Source organism: Amycolatopsis umgeniensis (genome assembly GCF_014205155.1).
In the GTDB taxonomy this organism is placed as follows: Bacteria; Actinomycetota; Actinomycetes; order Mycobacteriales; family Pseudonocardiaceae; genus Amycolatopsis; species Amycolatopsis umgeniensis.
Genome location: NZ_JACHMX010000001.1, coordinates 3,528,271 through 3,548,328 on the forward strand (window position 1 = coordinate 3,528,271; position 20,058 = coordinate 3,548,328).

A 20,058-nucleotide genomic window follows, 5' to 3' on the forward strand; every position below is an offset into this window, starting at 1 on the left:
CTTCTAGACGATCGGGTCGTGCACGGTGACGAGCTTCGTGCCGTCCGGGAAAGTGGCTTCGACCTGCACGGAGTCGACCATTTCCGGTACGCCCTCCAGCACTTGCGCCCGCGCGAGCACCGTCCGGCCGCTGGCGACGAGTTCGCTCACGGTCCGTCCGTCACGGGCGCCTTCGAGAACGTGGTCGGTGATCAACGCCACCGATTCGGGGTAGTTCAGGAGGACCCCGCGTTCAAGGCGTTTGCGAGCCACGTCCGCCGCGACGTGGATGAGCAGTTTGTCCCGCTCCTGGGGGCTCAGGTGCATGAGAAAGGTCTATCACCGGAAACCGTCCTGCGCCGGTTCTCGAAACACAGGATTTACCTCGGCGACCGGTACACGCAAAGTGAACGTCACCGTAACTCTTCGCGTACGAAGGCCGTTTTCACTGAATCGTTCTCGTAATCGTGACCGAAACCACCACATCTTTCGATTGCCCCGCGCCCCGACGTGGAGCAAAGTTTGTCCATCCGTGCGATGAGGCGCGCCTTCGCCGCGTGTATCCCGTCCACGCATGAAACACAAAGCCGGGGAATGCGCATCGAAAGGTTTCACCACAGTGAGTGCCTCCACGATCAGCACCAATCAGCCGTCCGACCAGGTCGACGACGGTTTCCGACCGGGCCTCGAAGGCGTTGTCGCCTTCCGGACCGAAATCGCCGAGCCCGACCGTGACGGTGGCGCGCTGCGCTATCGCGGTGTCGACATCGAGGATCTCGCCGGCAAGGTGACCTTCGGTGACGTCTGGGGTCTTCTCGTCGACAGCCGGTTCGGGCACGGGCTACCGCCCGCCGAACCGTTCCCGCTGCCGGTGCACACCGGCGACGTCCGGGTCGACGTCCAGGCCGCGCTGGCCATGCTCGCCCCCATCTGGGGTTACCGGCCGCTGCTCGACATCACCGACGACGAGGCCCGCGACCAGCTTGCGCGGGCTTCGGTGATGGCGCTTTCCTACGTCGCCCAGTCCGCTCGCGGCATCGGGCAGCCCGCCGTCCCCCAGACGCGGGTCGACGAGGCGAAGTCGATCACCGAGCGGTTCATGGTCCGTTGGCGCGGCGAGCCCGACCCGGCCCACGTCAAGGCCATCGACGCCTACTGGGTCTCGGCCGCCGAGCACGGTCTCAACGCCTCGACCTTCACCGCCCGGGTGATCGCCTCGACCGGCGCCGACGTCGCCGCGGCGCTGTCCGGCGCGATCGGCGCCATGTCGGGCCCGCTGCACGGCGGCGCGCCGGCGCGGGTGCTGCCGATGATCGAAGAGGTCGAGAAGACCGGTGACGCGTCGGGCCTGGTCAAGGGCATCCTGGACCGCAAGGAACGCATGATGGGCTTCGGGCACCGCGTGTACCGCGCGGAGGACCCGCGGGCGCGCGTGCTGCGCCGCACCTGCCAGGAACTCGGCGCGTCGCGCTACGAGGCGGCCGCCGAGCTGGAGCAGGTGGCGCTGAAGGAGCTTCGCGAGCGCCGTCCGGATCACCCGATCGAGACCAACGTCGAGTTCTGGGCCGCCGTGATCCTGGACTTCGCCCAGGTACCGCCGCATATGATGCCCGCGATGTTCAGCTCGGCGCGCACCGCCGGCTGGGCCGCGCACATCCTGGAACAGAAGAAGACCGGCCGTCTCGTGCGCCCGTCGGCCAAGTACGTCGGGCCGGAGCCGCGTAAGCCGGAAGAGGTCGAAGGCTGGGACCTGGTCGCCAAGCAGGCCTAGTCACGTACGTCGAAGGGGCCTTTCATCGCGAAAGGCCCCTTCACTGCGTTTGAGTCGTGCAGCGCCGTCGCCGAGAGCATGGCTGTCAGCTGATCGACCAGCCAGCCGTCGAGCACCTCGCGGGACACGGCGCGTTCCTGTAGCCAGCTCAGCAAGGCACCCTCGACGACGGCTGTCCAGCAACGCAGGGTCAGAGAGAGCATCGGTGAGGGCTCCGGCACTTCGAGCGCGTCGAGGATGAGCTCGACGGCGCGGTTGCGGACCTCGTCGATCGCCGCGTCCGTCTCCGAGGTCGCGATCACCGAACCACTGCGCAGAAGCGCGACATAACCCGCGCGGTAGTGGTCGGCGACGTCGATCAGCCCGCGGACGGCGGCCCGCAGCCTGGTCTCGGGCGGGCCTTCCTCGAGCCCGGCCAGACCGTCGATGAGCCCCTCGGTGACCGTCTTCAGAGCCTCGACCTGCAATTCCCGCAGACTCGAGAAATAACGGTAGAACAGCGGCCGCGAGACCTCCGCGCGCGCGATGATGTCGTCGACCGTGACGAGTTCGGGCGCGCGTGAACCGAACAGGTCCAGCGCGGCGCGGATCAGGTCCTCGCGGCGCGCCTGGGGCGACATCCGGCGAGGCCGTCTGGCGGTTGTCACGGGGTGACGTCCAGTTTCGCCGCGGCCCGCAGCAGTCCTGGGGTGAGCCGGGAGAGGACGAGCGCGGCCTTGGCCTCCGGGGTCGAGGGCTGGATCGCCTTGTCCTTTTCGACCGCGCGCAGGATGTCGCGCGCGACCCGCTCCGGGCCGAAGCCGCGTTTCGCGTACAGCTTGCTGCTCGACTTCTGGCGCCGCTTCTGCTCGACGTCGTCGACGCCGACGAACCGCGTGGTGCTGGTGATGTTGGTGTTCACGATGCCCGGGCAGATCGCGGTGACGCCGATGTTCTCGGCGGCGAGCTCGGCGCGCAAGCAGATGCTCAGCGTCAGCACGGCGGATTTCGTGGTGGCGTAGGCCGAAAGGATCTTCGACGGCAGGTAGGCGGCGGCCGAGGCGACGTTGACGATCTGGCCGCCTTCGGCCCGCTCCCGCATCTGCTCGGCGAAGACGCGGCAGCCGTGGATGACACCCCACAGGTTCACGTCGATGAGACGTTCCCAGTCCTTGACCGTCGTGTCGAGGAACGGGCCGGACAGGCCGATGCCCGCGTTGTTCACGACGATGTCCGGAACGCCGAACTCTTCCTTTACCTGCTGGGCGAACTTCTCGACCGCCTCGGCGTCGGAGGAGTCCACTGTGTACTCGCCGACGGTGGCACCCTTGTCCCGCAGGAGTTTCGCGGTGTCCGCGGCGGCCGAGCCGTTGATGTCGGTGATGACGAGGTCGGCGCCCTTGTCCGCGAACGCGAGCGCCGTCGCGCGGCCGATCCCGCTGCCGGCGCCGGTGATCAGGACGAGCTTGTGCGCGAAACCGCCCTGCCGGGCTTGCTTGAGCGCGCGGCTTTCCTCGCCGCCTTCGACGTGGTCGATCAGCTCCGCCGCGGCCTTCGCGATCACATGCGGCTTCTCGCGGACCACCCAGTGCGTGCCGACGATCCGGCGGACCCGGAGGTCCGGCGCCCAGCGCTCGATCTCGGTCTGCAGCGGCGTGGTCACGAACTTGTCGCCGGTGGGCGCGAGCACCTGCACCGGGATCTCGGCGTTGCGCGGCTTCGGTCGGGAGAGACGGGTGAACACGTTGGCACGGTAGAGGTTGAGCCCGTGCAGTCCGTCCGAAGTGGAGGGAGCGGCGGCCGCCGGATCCATGCGGCCGATGAGCGCGCCCATCGCGCCGGTGCGCCACAGCAACTGCGGGACCAGGGGGAGCTGGAAGCCGAGGATGTAGGTCGAGTGCGCCCACTGCACGAGCGCGTTCTTGATCCGTTTGGGGTTCGGGCGTGCCTGCGCGCGGAACCACGCTCCCGCGTGATCGAGACTGGGCCCGGAGATCGAGGTGAACGACGCGAGCCGTCCGCGCAGCCTGTCACCGGTGACAGAATGCCAGGTCTGGATGGAACCCCAGTCGTGCGCGAGCAGGTGGACCTTGCCCACGGGCTGGACCTCGTCGACGACCGCGGCGAGGTCTTCGGACAGCTGGTCGAGTTTATAGGACGCGCGTCCCGAAGGCTTGTCCGAGCGGCCCGCGCCGCGGACGTCGTAGACGACGACCCGGAAACGCTGTTCCAGCAGGGCGGCGACGCCGTCCCACATGGAGCCGTTGTCCGGGTAACCGTGGACGAGCACCACCGTGGGCGCGTCGTCGACACCGGTCACCCGGACCAAGAGGCGGACACCGTCGCTGGCCGTCACCCACTTATGAGACATGGTGTCATGTTAGACAACCTGTCAATAAGGCCGTTTTTTCAGCAGCACCCGGCCCACCGTCCACGCGGTGTCGATCACGAAGACGAAGGTCCAGATCCGGCCGAGGTTCAGCAGCCAGTGACCACTCGAGTTCCAGTACCAACCGGCTTCGTGTGCTTCGCCGAACAAGGCTTCGACAGGCCAGCTGTAGCCGACCATCGCCAACGCCGCCTGTGCGAGGACGTACACCGCGACATGGATCGCCCAGTTCCGGAACGGGTTCGCCCGCTTGTTCGTCTCCTTCGTCACCGATTCGGCCGCTTGCAGACTTTCCCCAACCGTGCCGGAAGCCGGTTTTTCCTTTTGTGACACCGTTTTTCGTGGTTCCACGGGAAACTCCGCAACTCCGACACGCCGTACGGCGCCACGAACCACGAATGATCCGAAGAGCAGGAGTGCCGCCGCGCCGAAGCACGCGATCCGCCAGCCGCCGTCCGAGCCGTAGAGCTGACCCGCCAGAAAAGTCCCGATCGTCGCTCCGAGTAGCGTCGCGCTCTCGTAGATCCCCATCGCCCGGCCGAGGCTCAGCCCGGCCGCCTCGGCGACCACCGCCTGCTCCACCGGGATGGCCGCCGCGAACGCCGCCGCGGACAGGACCCACATGACCGCGAGCACCGCCGGGCCCGGCGCGAAGGACAGCCCGGCGGCGAAGAGCGCGCTCGCCGTCATCGCCAACGCGAGCACGCGCGTCCGTCCGACCTTGCGGACGAACCCGTGCAGATAGTCGGGCAGCAGGCTGTACACGATGAACCCGGGGATGAAGACGGCGGCGATCTCCCCGAGTTGAAGCTGATGCCCGCGTTGCAGATGCATCAGGAGCAACAGGGCGACCCCGGCCTCGGCCATCGCGGTCAACGCGACGAGCGCGAGCATCGGGCGCATGCGTTTGCCGAGTTGCAGAAGCCGCGGGGCGTCCTCCGCGCGCACCGGCGCGGATTTCGCGTTCAGCAAGACCACCGCGGCCACCACGCAGGCCGCCGCGCCGAGCCAGAACACGCCGCGGTAGTCGATCCAGGCGATCGCGGTCAGCGCGACCACGAACGCGATCCACGTGCCACCCCCCTCGGCCGCGAACAGCTTGCTGAACGCGCCGTCGTCCTTCGCGAGCCCTTCCCCCACGCGGGCCCGCAACGCGACCCAGAACAGCGCACCGCCCGCGCCACCGAGAACCGCCGCCAGATAGGCGACCCCGATACCCGGCGTCACCGCGTAGACCACAAAGGACAGTCCATAGAGGACCGCGCCGACCGCCGCGACGCGCCCTCTGTCGAACCTGTCCGCGAGCGAGCCCGCGATCGGCCGGACCACGAACGACACCAGCGTCTCCAGCGCGGTCAACGCCCCGACCTCGGCGGCCGACGCGCCGAGCTGGCTCCCCACCCACAACGGCAGGAGGAAATCGAGAACCTCCGCCGGCCCTTTCGTCAGCGCGGCGGCGAGCTGGTTCTCCTCCGCACGCCGCTTCTGTGCTACTTCGTCCACCCCAGTACCCCCTTTTCGGATACGAATGTATTCTAAAGGGAGCGGGTGAGCAAGCGCGGTGACTCGATGCCTTGTCGGGCGACTGTCGCGGGTGAAGGCCGCCTTCGCGCCACCAAGCCGACCGAGTCAGCGGAGGGGAAGATACGGCCGTGCCGAAGATCGTGGACCGGACCGAACGCCGCCGAGAGATCGCCAGCGCCCTCCTGCGCATCGTCGCGCGCGACGGCGTCGAGGCCGTCAGCGTGCGCTCGGTCGCCGCGGAAGCGGGCGTGTCCGGCGGTGCGGTGCAGAAGTACTTCTCCACCAAAGAGGACCTGTTCCGCTTCGCGCTCGACATGACGAGCGAGTTCCTGGAGCAGCGCTGGAAGACCCTCGATCAGTCCGGGAACCTGCTGGACCTGCTGCTGCGGCTGTTGGTCGAGGCGATGCCACTCGACGAGCAACGCCGCGCGGAGGTGATCGTCATCAACGCCTTCACCGCCCGCGCCGCGGTCCTGCCGTCGTGGGCCGAGTTCATCCGCACCGGCTACGACGAAATCCAAGAGGTCACGGCGCGATACCTCGAGGAGGCCCAGTCGGAAGGGCACGTCCGCGACGACCTCGCGGCAGGTGACCTGGCAGACGCCGTCCTCGCCCTCACGGACGGCTTCGCGAACAGGATGCTCACTTCGGCCGACCCCGCCGCGTTGCTCCCCTCCCTCGAAACCGCCGTCCGCACCCTGCTCACCCCTTAAGCGGACCACGTACGCAGTTCCGGGTCCCAACTGCCGGTCGGCGGCTCGGGCCGCAACAGCGAACCGAGGAAGTCGTAAGCAAGCTTCTCGGCTTCGTCAAAGCGGCGAAGGTGTTCCGGCAGTTCGAGAACGCCGGCGGCGACCTTGTCGTAGCCGTCACGCCAGGTGCCGGGGTCCGGGACACCGAACCGGTCCGGCAGTTCGAGGACGACGCCCCGTTGCTGCCGACGTGCCACTTCGTCACGCAGGACGCGATGCGTTTCGGGGCCCGGCAACCGTACTTTGAGTGCGACGAGGACAAGGTCGACGAGGTCCTTGTAGCGAGTGGACGACTGCCCATCGGCCCGATGGCGCTCGTACATCGCGCAGACCTTCTCGGCCACGTGGTCTTCGAACGGATAGAGCCGCGCCAGGGGCCAAGGAGCGCAATCCGTCTTGTACACGGGCGCGAGTGGTTCGACGACGACCTTTCCGCGGGGCGCCCACGCCGAGACCACGACGTCCACCTTGACCCGATGCCCGAGCGGTGCGTTTCCGAACATGGCCATGAACTTCACCGTGCGGGTCGGGCGATCGAGCTGGACAGGGACAGAGGTGCCGAGGTGATCGAACCAGATGTCATCGTCCAAGCGACGGACCGCGGCCATCTTCAGTGCCTCGACCGCCGCTTCGGTGGTGCCCTCGGCGCTGAGGAGGTCCACATCCGTGGAGTACCGAGCGGTCGGCCAACGCACCAGCAACGCTTGACCGCCTTTGAGTACCCACTTGTCCGCTTCCGCGCCGTCGAAGACACGGGCGATCAAGCGGCGATGGAAATGCTGCTCCAGCAGTTCGCCGACGTTGCCACCCGCCTCCTTCGCCATCGCTTTGGCGCGACCTCTTTGTGAAGTGAGGTAGTCCTGTGGACTCTTGGGTCTCTTCCGCACTGCCATGATCATCATTCTTGACCATCATGTTGCGGTGAGTAGCCGTGGAGTCCCCGTCAGTGAACGCTCGGTGGCGCCGGTCTCCGGGCGAGCAGCGCGGTACTGGTTCCGATTTGGACGAGCAGATGCTCGAGCAGGGCTTCACCATCGTCCGGGCGACGGATTCCGTAGCGCAGCGCGTAAGGGCCGATGCTGTCGCTCAGCACGTCGAGCTGGACCAGGTTCGCCAGCACGGCGTCATGGATGATCGCGCCGACGTGACTGCCATCCAGGTGTTGATCGAGCAGGTCGCAGATGGTCCTCAGCGCGGTCGTGACCGGGAGTCGGTCGACGAAGGTCACGTCGTCGCGATCGAGATCGGCGAGTTTGAACCACAGATCCGGGTCACGGCTGGTGCGCCTTCGGGAACTGGTGAAGGTGATGCGGTCGGCGACCAACTCGCCCAGGCCATGCAGACGGGCGGCAGACCGATGAGAGACCACGCCGCCATCGGGATCCGGTACCGGCCGCTCCCAGCTCGCCACCGCGGGGTTCAGTGCGAGCCAAGCAGCTTGCTCGTCTCTCGCGACGTCGACCGCCGCGGTGGTCGACGCGTATACGCCGCGGCGGACCCTGTCGAGGTAGCCGACCTTCTCCATCCGGTGGAGGGTGGATCCGTCGACGCCCACTTCCTTGGCCTGCCGTGACGTGACCATGCCCCACTGGTCAGCGGTGAACTCACTGATCAGACCCAGCGCTTGCCGCATCTCCACACAGCGAACTTTACCTCTGTTCGCAGCGTTTGTCGCACCCAGAGTGCGATAAACGCTGCTTGACTTCGCGATAACCGCTGCATCGCGGTGAGACCCCAAGGGTGGGCGGTGACACCGGTGTCCATCGATCGGTTGACAGCCGGGTTCAGTCCAGCGGACGTCCCGCGCACCCTCCCCCGCGCAGCACGATCGACGTATGAAAACGGCAGTGAAAGTGCGCGGCCTGCGCAAGGAGTACCCCGGCCACACGGCCGTCGGGGGAATCGACCTCGACATCGAGCAGGGCGAGGTGTTCGCGCTCCTCGGGCCCAACGGCGCGGGCAAGACCACGACGGTCGAGATCCTGGAAGGGCACCGGAAGCGGACGGACGGCGAGGTCGACGTCCTGGGCGAGGATCCCGGCACCGCCGGCCGGGCTTGGCGGTCGAGGCTGGGGATCGTGCTGCAGACGGCCAACGACGCCGCCGAGCTCACCGTCGCCGAGACCGTCCGGCACTACGCCCGTTACTACCCGAATCCCCGTGACGTCGGCGAAGTGATCGAGAAGGTCGGCCTGACGGAGAAGGCGGGCGCCCGCGTCAAAAGCCTTTCGGGCGGCCAAAGGCGACGCGTGGACGTCGCGCTCGGGATCATCGGGCGGCCCGAACTGGTGTTCCTGGACGAGCCGACGACCGGCTTCGATCCGGCGGCCCGGCGTCAGTTCTGGGACCTGATCCAGAGTCTCGCCCACGAGGGCACCACGATTTTGCTGACCACCCACTATCTCGACGAGGCCGAGGCGCTGGCCGATCGCGTCGCGGTCATCGCCCGCGGCGAGATCGTCGCCGAGGGGACGCCGCAGACGCTGGGCGGCCGCGCGACCGCGGAGGCCACCGTCCGCTGGGCCGACGAGAGCGGCAGCCACCAGGAACGCACGCACTACCCGGCCAAGCTCATCCGCGCACTCTCCGCCGACGGCCGCGAGCCGTCGGAGCTGACCGTCCACCGCCCCACCCTCGAGGAGACCTACCTCGATCTGATCGGAGAAGCCCGATGACGACGCTGACCCACCAGGGCAAGCTCCCCACCACGCTCTCGCTCGGCCTCATCCGGGGCGCCGCGGAGCTCCGGCAGTTCTTCCGCATCCGGGAGCAGGTGATCTTCACCTTCGCTTTCCCGTCCCTGTTGATGATCCTGCTCGGCTCGATGCTGAACACGTCGATGCCCGGTATGGCGATCACCACCGGGCAGGTGCTGGCCGCGGGCATGATCGGCTCCGGCATCGTCTCGACGTCGTTCAACAGCATCGGTATCGGCCTCGCGTCGGACCGTGAGGCCGGGGCGCTGAAACGCCTGCGCGGCACGCCGATGCCCGCCGCGTCCTACTTCATCGGCAAGATCATCCTGGTCGGCGTTTCGAGTGTCGCCCAGGTGGTGCTGATGTCGATCGTCGGCAGCCTGCTGTTCGACCTGGAACTGCCCACCGACCCGATGAAACTGCTGACCGCGCTCTGGGTCTTCCTGCTCGGCGTCACCTGCTGCACGCTGCTGGGCATCGCGCTCGGTTCGGTGACCAGGACGGTCAGCGGCGCTGTCGCGGTGACCAACCTGATCTACATCGCGCTCCAGTTCATCTCCGGGGTGTTCGTCACGCCGATCACCAACCTGCCGAAGGTTATGGTCGACATCGCTTCGTTCTTCCCGGTGAAGTGGATCTGCCAGGGCTTCCGCTCGGTGTTCCTGCCGGCCGAAGCCGCGACACAGGAGATGGCGGGGACATGGGAACTTCCGATGGTGGCACTGGTGCTGACGGCGTGGTGCGTCGCGGGGCTGCTGCTGGCGAAGCTGACGTTCCGCTGGTCGAACGAAGGCAAGTGAACGCCTGGGAGCGGTTCTTCTGGCTCTGGGAGGTCCTCTTCGTGATCACCTTCGCCGCGACAGTGGCACTGGTGCTCGCCGAAGACGGGACGACCACTGACAAAACGGTCGCCATCGCATGCATCACCGGACTCGGGGTGGCGTACCTCGCCGGAGCACGCCGCCTCATCAAAGGCCCGCGGTACGACGACACGCCGTGGCTGTTCGTCGGGGTCATGATGCTCCTGGTGGCGGGCGCGATCTTCGCCTCCACCACGTCGAGTTTCATCCTGTTCCTGGTCTGCCCGGTGCTTTACATGACGCTGTCGACGAGGCTGGCGTCGGTCCTCACCACGATCGCGGTCCTGCTGGGCCCGGTGGCCTCGATCGTCCGGGGCGGCCTCGACCAGCCCGCCTTGCGCATCCTGCTGCCGATGACGGCGATCCTGATCATCTTCAGCCTCCTTGCCGGGCGCTACACCAGCGGGATCATCGAGCAGAGCAAGGGCAGGGCCGCGCTGATCGAACAGCTGGAAGCCAGCCAGGCGGAGGTTTCCCGGCTCTCGCGGGAGGCGGGCACGGCCGCCGAGCGCGAGCGCATGGCCCGCGAGATCCATGACACGCTCGCCCAGGGCTTCACCAGTATCGTCACGCTCACCCAGGCCATCGAGTCCGAAATGGACACTGACCCGAAGGCCGCCCGGCGCCACCTCGAACTGGCGGCGCGGACGGCGCGGGAGAACCTGGCCGAGGCGCGGGCGATGGTCGCGGCGGAGTTACCGTCGGCGCTGGCCTCCGCTTCGCTGGAGGAGGCCTTGCGGCGGCAGGCCGAACGGCTGACCGAGGAGGCCGGGATCGAGGCGTCGATCGAGATCGACGGCCCGCTGCCCGCGTTGCCGATGGCCACCGAGGTCGTCCTGCTGCGCGGGGCGCAGGAGGCGCTGAGCAACATCCGCAAACATTCCCGCGCCACCAGGGTTTCGCTCAGTCTGTCCGTTGTGGACGGAAGGGTCCGGCTCGGCGTGACCGACGACGGCGCGGGTTTCGACCCCGCCGAGCCCACCGGCGGCTTCGGTCTGGCGGGGATGCGGACTCGGGCGGATCAGGTCGGTGGCATCGTGACGGTGAAGAGTGAGCCCGGTGCGGGGACGACGCTGGAACTGGAGGTGCCCGCGTGATCACGATCATGCTGGTCGACGATCACCCCGTGGTGCGGGAAGGCCTGCGCGGCATGCTGGAGGCCGAACCGGATCTGAGCGTCATCGGGGAGGCGGGCTCCGGCGACGAGGCCGTCGCGCTGAGCCGCGTCAAGCAGCCGGACGTGATCCTGATGGACCTGCGGATGCCCGGACTCGACGGCGTCGGGGCGACCCGGAAGATCCTCGCCGACCGGCCGGGGCAGCGAGTCGTCGTGCTCACCACCTACGAAACGGACGCGGACATCCTGCGCGCGGTCGAAGCGGGCGCCTCCGGCTACCTGCTGAAAGACGCTTCGCGCACGGAGCTGGCCGGTGCGATCCGGGCGGCTTCACGCGGCGAGACGGTCTTGGCGCCTTCGGTCGCCGGGAAGCTGGTGAACCGGGTGCGCAACCCGACGGCGTCGCCGTTGTCCGCGCGCGAGATCGAGGTGCTCAAGCTGGTGGCGCAGGGAAGCACGAACGCCGACATCGGCCGGGCGCTCCACATCAGCGAGGCGACAGTCAAGACCCACCTGCTGCGCGTGTTCGGGAAACTGGACGTTTCGGACCGGACGGCCGCCGTGACCACCGCTATGCGCCTGGGCCTGCTCGGGTAGGCAGAATGCATCTCATGCTTGCCACGACCGAATTGGCGCTGCTACGCCGCCTCGCGCACGAGCAATCCTCGTGCCGCGCCCCGTCCCTCGTCGCCGCCGTCGTCCGTGACGGTGAAATCGCCTGGTCAGGGGCGCGTGGTCGCGTCGACGGCGAAACACCGGACGAAGACACGCAGTATCGGCTCGGCTCGATCACCAAGACACTCGTCGCGACGGCCGTCATGCGCCTGCGCGACGAGGGCAAGCTCGACCTCAACGACCCGCTCGAAAAGCACCTGCCGGGCACCGCGTTCGGCTCGGCCACCATCGCGCAGCTGCTTTCGCACACCTCGGGCCTGACGGCGGAATCCCCCGGTTCCTGGTGGGAGCGCACGGTGGGCGCCGACTGGGCCGCGCTCGTCGAAAGCCTCAAGGACGGCGCGACGCGGCTCAGGCCGGGCAGCCGGTTCCACTACAGCAACGTCGGTTACGGGGTGCTCGGCGAACTGGTCGCCCGCCACCGCGGGCAGTCGTGGCTCGACGTCGTCCGCGCCGAGATCCTCGGCCCGCTCGGGATGACCCGGACCTCGCCGCATCCGGAAGGCGCGCACGCGAGCGGGTTCGCCGTGCATCCCTTCGCCGATCTCCTCATGCCGGAGCCTTCGCCGGACGCGGGCGCGATGGCACCGGCGGGACAGCTGTGGTCGACGGTCACCGACCTCGCCCGCTGGACGGCGTTCCTGGGCGGCAACACCGGCGGCGTGCTGAGCGAGCAGACCGTCGCGGAGATGCGCGAGATGGTCACCGTGGACGACGGTGACACCTGGACCACCGGATTCGGCCTCGGCGTCATGCTGGTCCGCACGCAGGGCAGGCGGCTGGCCGGGCACACCGGGTCGATGCCGGGCTTCCTCGCCTGCTCCCTGATCGACGCGAACGCGGGCATCGGCGCGCTCGTCCTGACGAACTCGACGGCCGGCGTCGGCATCACGCAGCTGTGCCTCGACTTGATCACGTTGACCGAGACCCACGAGCCGTCGCTGCCCGCGGAGTGGCAACCGTCCACTGTGGACCCGAAGCTCCTGGAACTGACCGGGCTGTGGCACTGGGGCCCGACGCCGTATCACCTGCGGCTGCTCCCGGACGGCCTGTTCTCCCTCGCGCCGACCGACGGCCCCGGCCGCGCGTCGCGGTTCGCGCCTGTCGGTGAAGACACCTGGGTCGGCCTCGACGCGTACTACGCGGGCGAGACGCTGCGGGTCGGACGGGACTCGGCGGGCAAGCCGAACCACCTCGACCTCGCGACGTTCATCTTCTCGCGGACCCCGTTCGACCCCGCCGCGCCCATCCCGGGCGGCGTCGACCCCGACGGCTGGCGCTGACCCGTCCGGTCGAGGTCCGTGAAGGCCTCCTTGAGGGCCCAGAGTCCCTCAAGGAGGCCTTCACGGACTTGCGGCGGGGCTCAGCGACAGCGTCACGCGGCCGGGGCGTGCCCGACGGCCTCGATGAACTTGCGGGCGATGCGCTTGCCCTCGCCCCAGTCGACGAAGCCGAACTTCAGGCTCGTCTGGATCGCCAGCCCCGAGCCCTCCTGCGTCCGCTCGACCTTCACGGTGACGGTCTGCCCGTAGCTGAAGAGGCCCAGCTTCGTCGAGAAGGTGACGTAGCCGGCGGCCGCGTCGTAGTACGGGTTCTGTCCCTTGACCGCGGTGACCCCGTTCGGGAGGGCCTGCCACAACGCCTCGGGGGGCAGGGGGAATCGCTCGTGCACTGTCGCCATGGGGCGAGAAGCTACCCGGCGGTCGGCAGCGGCGGGAGGGAGTTCGCCGATCCCACATGCCGGACACGCGGCACCAACTGTCAGCAGGCCCGTCCCGACCTGAGAGACTGGGCCCATGACCGACGCACCTGAGTTGACCCTCCCCGCGGACCTGAAGCCTGCCGATGGCCGCTTCGGCTGCGGACCGTCCAAGGTCCGTGACGAGCAGCTCGCCAACCTGGCGAAATCCGGTGCCACCTACCTCGGCACCTCGCACCGTCAGAAGCCGGTGAAGTCCCTCGTCGGCCGCGTGCGTGCGGGTCTGTCCGAATTGTTCTCGCTGCCCGAAGGCTACGAAGTGGTCCTCGGCAACGGCGGGACGACCGCATTCTGGGACGCCGCCGCGTTCGGCCTCGTGCGGGAACGTGCGCAGCACTTCACCTACGGCGAGTTCTCCTCGAAGTTCGCCACGGTGACCAAGGGCGCCCCGTTCCTCGCCGACCCCATCGTCGTCAAGGCCGACCCGGGCGGCGCGCCCGAGATCGCCTACGAAGCCGGTGCCGACCTGGTCGGCTGGGCGCACAACGAGACCTCGACCGGTGTCGCCGTGCCGGTCCGCCGCCCCGAAGGCAGCGAAGGCGCACTCGTCGCCATCGACGCCACCTCCGGCGCGGGCGGCCTGCCGGTCAAGGCCGAAGATTTCGACGTCTACTACTTCGCGCCCCAGAAGTCCTTCGCCTCCGACGGTGGCCTCTGGATCGCGCTGGCCTCGCCCGCCGCGGTCGAGCGCATCGGCGAGATCGGCGCGAGCGACCGCTGGATCCCCGAGTTCCTGTCGCTGACCACGGCGCTCGACAACTCCCGCAAGGACCAGACGTACAACACCCCCTCGGTGTCGACGCTGTTCCTGCTGGCCGACCAGATCGAGTGGATGAACTCGAACGGCGGTCTCGAGTGGACCACCGCACGCACGCGCGACTCGTCGACCCGGCTGTACGAATGGGCCGAGAAGACCTCGTACACGACGCCGTTCGTCACCGATCCGTCGCTGCGCTCGCAGGTCGTCGGCACCATCGACTTCGCCGACGAGGTGGACGCCTCCGCGGTGGCGAAGGTGCTGCGCGCCAACGGGATCGTCGACACCGAGCCGTACCGGAAGCTCGGCCGCAACCAGCTGCGCGTCGGTCTGTTCCCGGCCATCGACCCGGACGACATCACGAAGCTGACCCAGAGCATCGAGTACGTAGTCGAGCGCCTCGGCTGAGCTAGCTGCGCGTGAAGGCCCCCTTCCCTCGGACCAGCCGAGGGAAGGGGGCCTTCACGCGCTCGGAGAAGATCGCGGCCAGCACCAGGAGCAGAAGGCCGTACAGCACGAAGGATTCCGTCGCCAGCCACCAGCCGAAGCTCCCGGCGGGCCGCGGCGCGAGCCACATCGGCGCGACGACGAACAGCGCCGCCGTCACCACCGCGAGCGCGTACGAAACGACCGATCGCAGCCAGACCAGCAGCACGAGGATCGGCACGCACCAGATCCAGTGGTGCGTCCAGGAAACCGGCGACGCCAGCAGCCCGCCGATCGCGCAAGCGGTCAGCGCGAACACCGGTTCCGCGACCCGCACGATCACGAACCCGGTCAGCGCGACTACCACGATCGCGGCCATCACCCAGACGACGGACTCCGCCGATCCGAGCCCGAACCGCGCGAGCATCCCGCGCAAGGACTGGTTGCCGACGTAACCGCTGTCGCCGATGCGGCTGGTGTCGAAAAGGATGTTCGTCCAGAACTTCGCCGACGCGCCGGGCGCGAACGCGAACATCAGCAGACCCGCGCCGAGGAAACCGGCCACGACCCGTGCGGCGGAGCGGAAGTCCTTGCGGAACAAGAAGAACAAGATGAAGAACGCCGGGGTCAGCTTGATCGCCGCGGCGACGCCGATCAGCAATCCCTTCGTGCGGGCCCGGCCCGGCAGCAGGGCGTCGAGCACGACCAGCAGCATCAGCAGGGTGTTGATCTGGCCGAAGCCGAGCGTCGAGCGGACAGGCTCCATGATCCCGCCCGCCGCCTGCGCCCCGATCGCCGCCAGCGCGGCGATCGCGCGACCCCGGACAGCGGAACGGTCGGTGAGCGAGCCGTTGAGCGTCGCGACGAAGAGGTACACGACGATCCCGCCCGCGATGATCGACGCGAGCCCGACCAGTCTCGTGGCGAGCGCGGCGGAAAGCAGGGTGCCGGGCACGAACACCGCCGCCGCGAACGGTGTGTAGGTGAAGGGCAGCCAGCCCCCGTGCGTCTGCACCCACATGCCGTACGGGTCGCCCGAGTCGAGCAGCAGCCGCGCGCCGCCGATGTAGACCTCGAGGTCCTGGCCGTCGAACACCTTGAGCGTGAACAGGACGCCGACCACGACGACTTCGAGCGCGATCAGCGCCCCCGCGAGTTTCCGCCCCGACAATCCCACCAGCACCCGGCGAGGTTACCCACCGCCACCACGCCGTTAGTCCTCTGGATGCGGTAGTTGGCACTACCAACTACCGCATCCAGAGGACGAAACGCGAGCTAGGCGAGGGCCTGGGTCGGCGGGAGCCGCGCCGCGCGCATCGCCGGATAGGCGCCGGCGACGGCACCGACCAGGGCCGAGACCCCGACCCCGCCGAGCAGGGCACCGACGGGCAGCACCGCGGGCCAGCCCTGACTCAGCGCGTACCCGGACGTCACGAGGACGCCGACCAGCACCCCGGCGATCCCGCCGAGCCCGGACAACAACACCGACTCGGCCAAGAACTGGCCTCTCACCTGCCGTTTCGTCGCGCCGAGCGCGCGTCTGAGGCCGATCTCCCGTCGCCTCTCCAGCACCGAGATCACCATCGTGTTGGCCACCCCGACACCGCCGACCAGCAACGCCACACCGCCGAGCCCGAGGAACAAGGCACTGTAGGTGTTCTCGGTCAGCTTCTGCGCCTCCAACGCCTCCGACGGACGCCGCACCTCGACCTCGTTCGGCGCTTCCGGGTTCATCGTCTGCGCGAGAACCGAGCGGACGTTCTCGACCTGCGAGTCCTTCGCCCGGACGTACACGGTGGTCGGGTGCCCCTTGAAGCCGAGGAGCCGCTTCGCGACGTCCCAGCCGACCAGCGCCGAACGCTCGATCTCGGGCGCCAGCGGCGTCGGCCCGAGGATCCCGCCCACGGTGAACCACTTCCCGCCGAGGAACACCTGCGGCGGCTTGGCGGGGTCGATGTGATCGATCCCGAGCCGCGCGGCCGCGACCGAACCCAGCACGACGACCGGGTAATCGCGAGTCGCGTCACGGAGGAACTGCCCGTCACGAACGGCACCGCCGATGACGTCGAGCAGATCCGGTGTCGCCGCGAAAACGGACAGGCCGGACGTCTCATCCTTGGGGATCTTGTCCGACCGCCGGACGGAAGCGCCGGTGCCGCCGGTCGCGGACGCCGCCGTCACCGGGGCGATCCGCTTCGCCATCGGCACCGCACTGTCCGGCAAGGTCGCGTCGCCGCCGAACATCGTCTTGCCGGGTCCCGCCGAAAGCAGGTTGGTGCCGAGCGCGGCCAGCTGATCTTGCAACGCCTTCGCGCCCGACGCCGGGATCGCGAGCACCGCCACCATCGCGGCGATCCCGATCCCGATGCCGAGCGCGGACAGCACCGCGCGCATCGGCCGCGTCCGCATCCCGTGCGCGCCGAGGGTCAGCACGTCGCGCGGGCCGAGCCTGGCCGGATTCGGCGTCGGCACCTTGTCGAGGACGGGTGCGCTCACACCAGCACCCCCGTCCCGGTGTCGAGCCGGATCCGGCCGTCCCGCAACTCGATCCGCCGCGGGATACCCGCCGCGATCTCCCGGTCGTGCGTGATGATCACGACCGTCGTCCCCTGCGAACTCAACGTGGCGAGCAGATTGAGGATCGCCGCGCCGTTGCCCGTGTCGAGGTTCCCGGTCGGCTCGTCGGCCAGCAGGATCGACGGCGAGTTGACGACCGCCCGCGCGATCGCCACCCGCTGCCGTTCCCCGCCGGAGAGCTCGTTCGGGAAATGACTCGCCCGATGCGCGAGGCCGACCCTGTCGAGCGCCGCCAGCGCCCGTTCGTGGCGTTTCCGCCGCGGCACCCCCGCGTACAGCAGCCCCGTCGCGACGTTGTCGACCGCGCTCACCCCCTCACTGAGGAAGAACTGCTGGAACACGAAACCGATCCACCGCGACCGCAACGCGGACAGTTTGCGGTCGGGCAGCTTCGCGACGTCGTGCCCGCGCAGTTCGATGACGCCGTTGGTCGGCCTGTCGAGCGTGCCCATCAGCTGCAGCAAGGTCGACTTGCCGGAGCCGGACGGCCCGAGGATGGCGACCATCTCCCTGTCCTCTATGGACAGTGTGACTTCGTGCAGGGCGCGCACGCCGCCGGGATAGGTGCGCGAGGCGTTGCGCACGGCCAGCACCGGGGTCATGACGTCGTCACCACCCGCATCCCGGCGGCGAGGCCGGTTCCGGTGACTTCGACGCGGCCACCGCTGAACAAGCCGGTCTTCACCGCGATGAGGCGCCGTTTGCCGCCTTCGTCGACCTCGACGGCGTACCCGCCCTCGGCGAGCGCGAGCAGCGCCCCGACCGGGACCGCCAACACTCCACTGTGGACTTCCTTGGTGAACCGCACCGAGACCGGCGTCGAATCGAGCGACCCCGCCGCGGCCGGATCGTCCAGCTTGATCTTCACCTTGATCTTCGGCTTGCCGTCGTCCTGTCCGGCGGCGTCCTTGCCGGTCTCCGCGACCTTGCCGACCTCGGTGATCACGCCGGTCGCGGTCTTGCCGCCGGTGATGTCGATCCCGACCTTGTCGCCCTGCTTCGCGATGGCCTGCTTGGCGGCGTCGAGCTTGACCTCGACGACGCGCTCGGTGCCGGTGTACTTCAGCAGTTCACCGCCCCCGGGTCCGCCGAGCTGCGCGGCGATCTGCGAAACCCGGATCTCACCGGGTGCGAGGACGGCGTCGCCCTGTCCGAAGGTGCCGGTCTGCTCCGCTCCCAGCGACTTCTGCCATTTCTTGATCGCGGCGGTGGTGGCCGAGGTGAACTTCTTGTCCGGGGTGCCGAAACCGCCGAAACCGAGCGCCTTCAGGTTCTCTTCGAGCTGCTTGACGTCCGGACCGTCCGTAGCCCCGTCCGCGAGGTCCCGGAAGAACGGCAGCGTGCCGTAGAACAGCGGCACCGGTTTGGCGTCGACGCCGTACACGACCTTGCCGCGGGTGAGCACCGAACCCGCGTCCGGCAACGACGTGATGGTGCCCTGCTTCCGGCCCGCGAGGGCGCTTTCCGCGCCGTAGCCCAGAGTTCCGTTCGCCTCCTCCTCTTCCTGCAGGTCGGTCTTCTCGACCTTCGCGGTCTCGACCGGCGGCGGCGCCTGCCCGACCTGCTGGGCCTCCGACGTGACCCTGGTCAGCACGACCACCGACATCGTCCCCACCACGACGACGAGGACCGCCGCGATGACGAACCAGCGCGCCCGGCGCGAACGCCGTGCGCCGCCGGGTCCTTCGTGTTCGCTCATTTCGCCGGGGCCGCCCTCATGCTCATGCCGAGACCGCAGGCCTTCGCCGCTTCTTCGAACTTCTTGGGGTCACCGGACGCGTCGCCCAGCGCGATGGCGGCGCCGCCCTTGCCCGCGGGCTCGGGGTCCGGGAAGTCGATGCCGTGGTCGCGCATGCACTTGGCTTCCTTGCGCATCTTGTCGAGCTCTTCCGGCGTTGGCGGCTTGATCTCGCCGCCGTTCGGCAGCAGCTTGCGGCACGCCTCGTCCGCCGCCTTCATCTTGTTCTCGTCGATCCCGCCGCCCTCGACCGCCTCGAAGGTGACCGTGTCCTGGCCGTTGGCGTCCCTCTTCGGATCCGGCATGTTGATCCCGTGCTCGCGCATGCACTTCGCGAAGTTGCGCCTCTTGTCCTCGTCGGACACGTTGTCGGCCTGCTTCCCGTCACCGGCGCCGGCGGCGGGCGGGGAGGAGATCGAGGCGACCTTGTCGCCGCCATCCCCGCCGCTACCGCAGCCGGCCACCAGTGCGAGGACCGCTCCGGCGATCAGTGCCGCCATCGGTCGTTTCCGCATCGCTGCTCCTTCGGTCGTCTTGGCGCCCCGATTTCTACGGAGGCGGCGATTCCGGCGCGGTAAGCGAAGTCGCTTATGCGCCGCTTACGACTCGATGGGGCGTCGTCAGCAGGCGCGGCAACACGCTCTACGCCTCGGTGTTCGAGTGGCCCATCTCAGGCGGTTCACTGACGCTGGCGATACAACACGGTTCGAGTGTCGACAAAGCGACACTGGACCTGGTTGCCGGGAGGTCGTACGCGATCCGGCTCGAACACACCGAACGAGGCGGTGAGGCGTCGATGAAACTGCTGTGGTCGAGCCCGGGCGCTCTGCAGGAGGTGATCCCGGCGCGGCAGTTGCGCCCCGGTCCCGTGGGCTGTCCCGTGGGCTGAAAGCTCCCTTCCCCGCGTGGCATGCGGCGAAAGCCTCCTTCAGCCCACCACCGAGCCGACTCACGAGGCCCGCCACCCGGTCGGCCGATCCGCGCCGTCCACCGGTGCCGTCGGTGTCGCGAAAGCCACTTTCGGGACACCTGATGTCCCGAAAGTGGCTTTCGCGACAC

21 protein-coding genes are annotated in these 20,058 nt (G+C 68.6%); 9 read left to right on the forward strand and 12 right to left on the reverse strand.

Annotation, left to right across the window (positions count from 1 at the left end):
* Positions 1-3: 3 nt before the first annotated feature.
* Positions 4-306: an urease subunit gamma gene (locus HDA45_RS16245; protein WP_184896182.1), complete on the reverse strand. Its 303-nt coding sequence runs from the start codon at positions 304-306 to the stop codon at positions 4-6.
* Positions 307-598: 292 nt separating this feature from the next.
* Between HDA45_RS16245 and HDA45_RS16250 the strand changes: the two genes are divergently transcribed.
* Entirely contained in the window at positions 599-1,750 is a 1,152-nt protein-coding gene (locus tag HDA45_RS16250; RefSeq protein ID WP_184896184.1) for a citrate synthase, read from the forward strand.
* Here the strand turns inward: HDA45_RS16250 and HDA45_RS16255 are convergent.
* Genes HDA45_RS16255 through HDA45_RS16265 form a run of 3 tightly spaced genes read right to left on the reverse strand, consistent with a single transcriptional unit; the run spans position 1,747 to position 5,621 of the window.
* A complete protein-coding gene (locus HDA45_RS16255; protein ID WP_184896186.1) occupies positions 1,747-2,370 on the reverse strand; it encodes a TetR/AcrR family transcriptional regulator in 624 nt (207 codons plus the stop codon). The two genes, HDA45_RS16250 and HDA45_RS16255, sit on opposite strands and share 4 nt — an antisense overlap.
* Positions 2,371-2,393: 23 nt before the next feature.
* Entirely contained in the window at positions 2,394-4,085 is a 1,692-nt protein-coding gene (locus HDA45_RS16260) for an SDR family oxidoreductase (RefSeq protein ID WP_184905702.1), read from the reverse strand.
* Positions 4,086-4,121: 36 nt separating this feature from the next.
* Positions 4,122-5,621 (reverse strand): MFS transporter, encoded by a 1,500-nt coding sequence (locus HDA45_RS16265; protein WP_184896188.1) that lies wholly within the window; start codon positions 5,619-5,621, stop codon positions 4,122-4,124.
* A gap of 149 nt (positions 5,622-5,770) precedes the next feature.
* Here HDA45_RS16265 and HDA45_RS16270 point away from each other — a divergent pair, with 149 nt between their 5' ends.
* Positions 5,771-6,355, forward strand: coding sequence for a TetR family transcriptional regulator C-terminal domain-containing protein (locus HDA45_RS16270; RefSeq protein ID WP_184896190.1), 585 nt, complete (start codon positions 5,771-5,773; stop codon positions 6,353-6,355).
* Here HDA45_RS16270 and HDA45_RS16275 read toward each other — a convergent pair.
* Positions 6,352-7,218, reverse strand: coding sequence for a nucleotidyl transferase AbiEii/AbiGii toxin family protein (locus tag HDA45_RS16275; RefSeq protein WP_246480725.1), 867 nt, complete (start codon positions 7,216-7,218; stop codon positions 6,352-6,354). The genes HDA45_RS16270 and HDA45_RS16275 overlap by 4 nt on opposite strands.
* Positions 7,219-7,337: 119 nt before the next feature.
* Complete coding sequence (locus tag HDA45_RS16280) at positions 7,338-8,027, reverse strand: type IV toxin-antitoxin system AbiEi family antitoxin domain-containing protein (protein WP_221472041.1); 690 nt, start codon at positions 8,025-8,027, stop codon at positions 7,338-7,340.
* A 202-nt stretch (positions 8,028-8,229) separates the two neighbouring features.
* Between HDA45_RS16280 and HDA45_RS16285 the strand changes: the two genes are divergently transcribed.
* From HDA45_RS16285 to HDA45_RS16305, 5 genes are read left to right on the forward strand one after another with little or no spacing between them, the layout of a single operon-like run.
* Positions 8,230-9,069: an ABC transporter ATP-binding protein gene (locus HDA45_RS16285; protein WP_221471143.1), complete on the forward strand. Its 840-nt coding sequence runs from the start codon at positions 8,230-8,232 to the stop codon at positions 9,067-9,069.
* Positions 9,066-9,890, forward strand: a complete 825-nt coding sequence (locus HDA45_RS16290; RefSeq protein ID WP_184896196.1) for an ABC transporter permease — start codon at positions 9,066-9,068, stop codon at positions 9,888-9,890. The genes HDA45_RS16285 and HDA45_RS16290 overlap by 4 nt, the downstream gene beginning before the upstream one ends.
* A complete protein-coding gene (locus HDA45_RS16295; RefSeq protein ID WP_184896198.1) occupies positions 9,887-11,047 on the forward strand; it encodes a histidine kinase in 1,161 nt (386 codons plus the stop codon). The genes HDA45_RS16290 and HDA45_RS16295 overlap by 4 nt, the downstream gene beginning before the upstream one ends.
* Positions 11,044-11,664 carry a response regulator gene (locus HDA45_RS16300; protein ID WP_184896199.1) on the forward strand — a complete coding sequence of 207 codons (621 nt, stop codon included), beginning with the start codon at positions 11,044-11,046 and terminating at the stop codon, positions 11,662-11,664. The genes HDA45_RS16295 and HDA45_RS16300 overlap by 4 nt, the downstream gene beginning before the upstream one ends.
* A gap of 14 nt (positions 11,665-11,678) precedes the next feature.
* Positions 11,679-13,025 (forward strand): serine hydrolase domain-containing protein, encoded by a 1,347-nt coding sequence (locus HDA45_RS16305; RefSeq protein ID WP_184896201.1) that lies wholly within the window; start codon positions 11,679-11,681, stop codon positions 13,023-13,025.
* 92 nt (positions 13,026-13,117) lie between these two features.
* Here the strand turns inward: HDA45_RS16305 and HDA45_RS16310 are convergent, their stop codons facing one another.
* Positions 13,118-13,423 (reverse strand): hypothetical protein, encoded by a 306-nt coding sequence (locus tag HDA45_RS16310; protein ID WP_184896203.1) that lies wholly within the window; start codon positions 13,421-13,423, stop codon positions 13,118-13,120.
* A 115-nt stretch (positions 13,424-13,538) separates the two neighbouring features.
* Here HDA45_RS16310 and serC point away from each other — a divergent pair, with 115 nt between their 5' ends.
* Positions 13,539-14,666, forward strand: a complete 1,128-nt coding sequence (serC, locus tag HDA45_RS16315) for a phosphoserine transaminase (protein ID WP_184896205.1) — start codon at positions 13,539-13,541, stop codon at positions 14,664-14,666.
* A 1-nt stretch (position 14,667) separates the two neighbouring features.
* Here the strand turns inward: serC and HDA45_RS16320 are convergent, their stop codons facing one another.
* The 5 genes from HDA45_RS16320 to HDA45_RS16340 all read right to left on the reverse strand — a co-directional run bounded on the left by HDA45_RS16320 (position 14,668) and on the right by HDA45_RS16340 (position 19,514).
* Positions 14,668-15,867 (reverse strand): glycosyltransferase 87 family protein, encoded by a 1,200-nt coding sequence (locus HDA45_RS16320; protein WP_184896207.1) that lies wholly within the window; start codon positions 15,865-15,867, stop codon positions 14,668-14,670.
* A gap of 92 nt (positions 15,868-15,959) precedes the next feature.
* Positions 15,960-17,180: an FtsX-like permease family protein gene (locus HDA45_RS16325; protein WP_184896209.1), complete on the reverse strand. Its 1,221-nt coding sequence runs from the start codon at positions 17,178-17,180 to the stop codon at positions 15,960-15,962.
* Positions 17,177-17,863 (reverse strand): ABC transporter ATP-binding protein, encoded by a 687-nt coding sequence (locus tag HDA45_RS16330; protein ID WP_184896211.1) that lies wholly within the window; start codon positions 17,861-17,863, stop codon positions 17,177-17,179. Before HDA45_RS16330 ends, HDA45_RS16325 begins: the two co-directional genes overlap by 4 nt.
* Positions 17,860-18,960 (reverse strand): peptidoglycan-binding protein, encoded by a 1,101-nt coding sequence (locus tag HDA45_RS16335; RefSeq protein ID WP_184896213.1) that lies wholly within the window; start codon positions 18,958-18,960, stop codon positions 17,860-17,862. Before HDA45_RS16335 ends, HDA45_RS16330 begins: the two co-directional genes overlap by 4 nt.
* Positions 18,957-19,514 carry a hypothetical protein gene (locus HDA45_RS16340; protein WP_184896216.1) on the reverse strand — a complete coding sequence of 186 codons (558 nt, stop codon included), beginning with the start codon at positions 19,512-19,514 and terminating at the stop codon, positions 18,957-18,959. Before HDA45_RS16340 ends, HDA45_RS16335 begins: the two co-directional genes overlap by 4 nt.
* A 137-nt stretch (positions 19,515-19,651) precedes the next feature.
* Between HDA45_RS16340 and HDA45_RS16345 the strand changes: the two genes are divergently transcribed.
* Positions 19,652-19,888 carry a PA14 domain-containing protein gene (locus HDA45_RS16345; protein ID WP_343072077.1) on the forward strand — a complete coding sequence of 79 codons (237 nt, stop codon included), beginning with the start codon at positions 19,652-19,654 and terminating at the stop codon, positions 19,886-19,888.
* Positions 19,889-20,058 lie beyond the last annotated feature (170 nt).